2 protein-coding genes are annotated in these 1018 nt (G+C 62.9%); both read right to left on the reverse strand.

All coding sequences use genetic code 11. From position 1 onward, the window contains the following. Positions 1–184 precede the first annotated feature (184 nt). Positions 185–481 carry a hypothetical protein gene (locus tag ACFWB0_RS25610; RefSeq protein ID WP_169623139.1) on the reverse strand — a complete coding sequence of 99 codons (297 nt, stop codon included), beginning with the start codon at positions 479–481 and terminating at the stop codon, positions 185–187. 225 nt (positions 482–706) lie between these two features. Next, positions 707–1018: transposase (locus ACFWB0_RS25615; RefSeq protein WP_378493204.1), on the reverse strand; the 312-nt coding region annotated here is incomplete at its 5' end.

Raw genomic sequence — 1018 nt, forward strand, 5'->3', positions numbered from 1 at the left:
CGAAGGATCACGCGGTGACCGTTTCACGTCCAGCAGCGACACGCTGTCGGTTGTGGTGCTGGTCACCGGGTTACACCACTCTATGGGGCACTACTCAGAGTGCGGACGATCGTGTCAGAAGCAGTCAGTGCATCCCATTGTTCGATCGTTGATCTACTGGGGAGCCCTCGGGATTCCTGCACGATCACTCGGGCACCTCGACTGCCGAGAACTGTTGGGCGGTCTCGTCGTCAGTGTTCCGATAGCTCTCGGCAGTGTTCTCGGTCAGCGCGCTGAGCGTGGTGAACTCGTCATGACATGCACTGAGAGCAGCGTCGGCCAGACCACCGAGCACAGCGAGCACGGAGGACGTGGCCGAAGGTGAAATCAGACCGGAGACGCCGGAGATCGCCTTGTCGCAAACTCCGGATTCTCGGGTGTTCTCGCCGGGATTCAGTGTGTTCGCAAGCTCGTGGATCCGCTCGGTATCGGCATACAGCATCGCAATGGCCCCCCTCCATCGCGGAACAACGTAGCACGGTGCATGCGCGGCCTAACCTCGATCTTTCTTGAGTCCCGCGTGTCGACCTGAACGCTTCGGATTGGTTGTTGCCGTCGCTGACCTGGTGCCGGGCGACGACGAGTCGTCCGACACGGCCGGTGACGTCCGAGTCCACGGCCTCGGAGGTGGTGCGCCTTTCGTGTGGTGTGGTCGGGTTGATACTGGTCAGAGCGGGTCGGGAAGGGCGTCCAGCCTGGCGAGAGCAACCTCGATCAGATGACCCCAGGGTGCGTGCGCGGACAGCCGCAGGTGTATTCGTCGGGCGTGGCGGGCGATCCGTCCTGCGATCGAGAACAGACGCAGTCGTAGACGTTTCGGCTCCCACCGCCGAGCATCGCTCCCGGCGAGGGCGACGGTCTGCATCCAGGCGGTCAACTCGACAGCGAGAGCAACGACCGCGAGCCAGAGCTGATTCTGCGCGAAGCCATGCAGCGGGAAGTTCTCCAGACCGGTGTCCTTGGAGGTGCGGATGCGGTC

This window comes from Rhodococcus sp. NPDC060086 (assembly GCF_042730275.1).
In the GTDB taxonomy this organism is placed as follows: Bacteria; Actinomycetota; Actinomycetes; order Mycobacteriales; family Mycobacteriaceae; genus Rhodococcus.